Annotated in this window: 1 protein-coding gene; it reads left to right on the top strand. The window is 42.1% G+C overall.

Annotation, left to right across the window (positions count from 1 at the left end):
* Positions 1–2775, top strand: a 2775-nt coding sequence (locus LAV82_RS31130; protein WP_499717647.1) for a tandem-95 repeat protein, incomplete at both ends; no start/stop codon positions are given.

Below are 2775 nucleotides of genomic sequence, written 5' to 3'. Positions count from 1 at the left end.
ATACCCGTAAATGATCCTCCAATTACGTCCAATGTCAGCTTTACCATTGCGGAAGACAGCACGTTAATCAATCAAATTGTGGCGGTAGACCCAGATGGAGATTCATTAACGTTTAGTTTGCAAGCTGCGCCTGGCAACGGAGTAGCCGTGGTAAATGTAGATGGAGCCTTTAGCTATCAGCCAAATCCGAATTTTAATGGGACTGATCGATTTACGGTGTTGGTATCGGATGGGCAAGGAGGAACGGCCGTTTCCACGGTGACGGTGATTGTCACGCCGGTGAATGATGCACCAACGGTGCCGAACTACACGTTCAGCACACAAGAAGATAGCCCAGTAATAGGTGCCATAGTAGGAACAGATGTAGATGGAAATCCTCTTAGTTATCAGCTTCAAAATCCTCCAACGAATGGAGTAGCAGTTGTCAATCCAGATGGAACGTTCAGCTATCAACCGAATGCAAACTTTAATGGAACGGACCAATTTACCGTATTAGTCTCAGACGGCCAGGGAGGAACAGCCGTTTCTACTGTTAGTATCAATGTTTTACCTTTAAATGATCCACCTATTACATCTAACTTAAATTTTACAATTAACGAAGATACTACGTTAGTCAATCAAATAATTGCGGTGGACCCGGACGGAGACTCATTGACGTTTACTCTACAAAATTCTCCAACACACGGGGTAGTCTCAGTAAATCCAGATGGAACATTCAGCTATGTACCAAATTTAAACTTTACAGGAACGGATCTATTTACAGTGCAAGTTTCAGACGGTCAAGGAGGCATAGCGGTTTCAACAGTTACAATTACTATCTCTCCAATCAATGATACACCAACGGTGCCCAATTATACGTTTAGTACGCAAGAAGATAGTTCCTTGATCGGAGCGATCATTGCCACCGACGTGGATGGAACCCCTTTTAGTTATCAACTTCAAAATCCTCCAACGAATGGGGTAGCAGTTGTCAATCCAGATGGAACGTTCAGCTATCAACCGAATGCAAACTTTAATGGAACGGACCAATTTACCGTATTAGTCTTAGACGGCCAGGGAGGAACAGCCGTTTCCACTGTTAGTATCAATGTTCTACCTTTAAATGATCCACCAATTACTGCTGATTTAGCATTTACAATTAATGAAGATACAACTCTCACAAATCAAATTCCAGCGTTCGATCCGGATGGAGATCCTTTGACATTTACTTTACTGAATCCTCCTCCAGCAAATGGAAGTGTTGTATTAGGGGCAGATGGCGTATTTACCTACACACCAAACCTGAATTATAACGGAATGGATACTTTCGGTGTGTTAGTCTCAGACGGTCAAGGAGGAACTTCCCTTTCTACTGTAACCTTAACGATTGTTCCCGTAAACGATCCGCCGGTAGGGGGAGATAGGGCTGTTACAACGACTATTAATCTTCCTGTTACAAGTAGCATACCTGCTTCAGACCCGGATAATATTACACTAACCTATACTCTTCAGCAAAGTCCAGCCAATGGCAGTGCTATTATAAGTCAAGATGGTACCTTCACCTATTCACCTAATACCGGCTTTATAGGTAACGATCAATTTACTATATTAATAACAGATCTAGAAGGAGCTACCGCACTGTCAAATATATTTGTGACGGTACTACAAACAAATGGATCAACGACTACACAAGATTTGCAAATCTCTACGAATGAAGATACGCCAGTAACGAATCAAGTGATCGCTACTAATGTAAGTGGGAACCCACTTATTTATACTATTGAAAATGCACCTATTAATGGAATAGTAACAATCGATCCTAATACAGGCGTATTTACGTATACACCGAATGCGAACTTTTACGGTTCAGATGCCTTCGTGGTATATATAACTGATAACTTGGGAGGAAATGCTACTTCATCAGTTGTTGTTACAGTTCTTCCTACAAACGATCCTCCAATTGTTCCAAATTATCAGTTGACCACCAATGAAGATACAGCCGTAACCTCTATGGTAATTGCGACGGATGTTGACAATAGTCAGCTTGTCTATTCGTTACAGAATAGTCCAGCAAATGGAACGGTAAACGTAGGATTAGACGGGATGTACACTTATACTCCTAATGCAAATTTTAATGGAACTGACCAATTCACAGTTCTCGTAAGTGACGGTCAGGGAGGAACGGCTGTTTCTACCATCACCATTACAGTTATCCCTGTGAATGATCCACCAATTGGTCCTGATATCGTTACCGTGACCACTAATGAAGATACAACGGTTGCGGGGCAAACGCCAGCGTTTGATCCAGATGGTGATTCCTTAAGCTTTACTTTACAAGATCCACCTAGAAATGGAACAGCAGTAGTCAACGCCGATGGTACTTTTACGTATACACCAAATCCGAATTATACAGGAAGCGATTCGTTCAGTGTACTCATTAGTGATCCATCTGGCAGCTTTATCGTTACAGATGTATTTATTGCCGTTGTACCAGTAAATGATCCACCAGTTGTCCCAAGCTATACCTTTACAATAAATGAAGATACAGTATTAAATAGCCTAGTAGCAGCAAGTGATATTGATGGAGATTCCTTGATCTATGCTTTATCAGCGCCTCCTACGAATGGAGCGGTAGTCGTGAATCCAGACGGCACCTACACGTATACGCCAAATGAAAATTACAATGGGGTAGATAACTTCAGTGTAATAGTAAGTGACAGCCAGGGAGGAACGGCAGTTTCTACCATCACGATTACGATTCTGCCAGTAAATGATCCACCAGTAGGGCCAGTGGTG

This window comes from Bacillus sp. ILBB4 (assembly GCF_035064545.1).
Classification (GTDB): Bacteria; Bacillota; Bacilli; order Bacillales; family Bacillaceae_H; genus Priestia.
Note: the sequence above shows the minus strand (reverse complement) of the source record. Positions and strands in the feature narration are given on the sequence as shown.